The sequence below is a fragment of the Streptomyces sp. AC627_RSS907 genome, from assembly GCF_019049165.1.
On sequence record NZ_JAGMUE010000351.1, the window covers coordinates 1 to 682 of the forward strand.

Annotated in this window: 1 protein-coding gene; it reads right to left on the reverse strand. The window is 72.7% G+C overall.

What is annotated here, in order from left to right; genetic code table 11:
• Positions 1-4: 4 nt before the first annotated feature.
• Positions 5-682 (reverse strand): ATP-binding cassette domain-containing protein (locus KUM32_RS35680; protein ID WP_217146068.1); only part of this gene is annotated, 678 nt, incomplete at its 5' end.

Below are 682 nucleotides of genomic sequence, written 5' to 3' on the forward strand. Positions count from 1 at the left end.
GCCGTCAGGCGCCGACGTACGCCGCCAGGTGCTCGCCGGTGAGGGTGGGCCGGCTGGCCACCAGGTCGGCGGGTGTGCCGGCGAACACGATCCGGCCGCCGTCGTGGCCGGCCCCCGGGCCGAGGTCGATGATCCAGTCGGCGTGCGCCATCACCGCCTGGTGGTGCTCGACGACGATGACCGACTTGCCGGCGTCCACGAGCCGGTCGAGCAGCCCGAGGAGCTGCTGGACGTCGGCGAGGTGCAGACCGGTGGTCGGCTCGTCGAGGACGTACACGCCGCCCTTCTCGCCCATGTGGGTGGCCAGCTTGAGTCGCTGCTGCTCACCCCCGGACAGGGTGGTCAGCGGCTGGCCCAGGGTGAGGTAACCGAGCCCGACGTCGACCAGCCGACCGAGGACGCGCTGCGCGGCGGTGAGGTTCGCCCTGCCCGCGGCGTCCGCCGAGACACGTGTCCCGTCGCCCAGGAACTCCTGCGCCTCGACCACCGACATCGCGAGCACCTCGCTGATGTCGCGACCGCCGAGCTGGTGGTCGAGCACCGACCTCTCGAACCGCCTGCCCTCGCACTCCTCGCAGACGGTGGCGACACCGGCCATCATCGCCAGGTCGGTGTAGACGACGCCGGCCCCGTTGCAGCCGGGGCAGGCGCCGGCGGAGTTCGCGCTGAAGAGGGCCGGTTG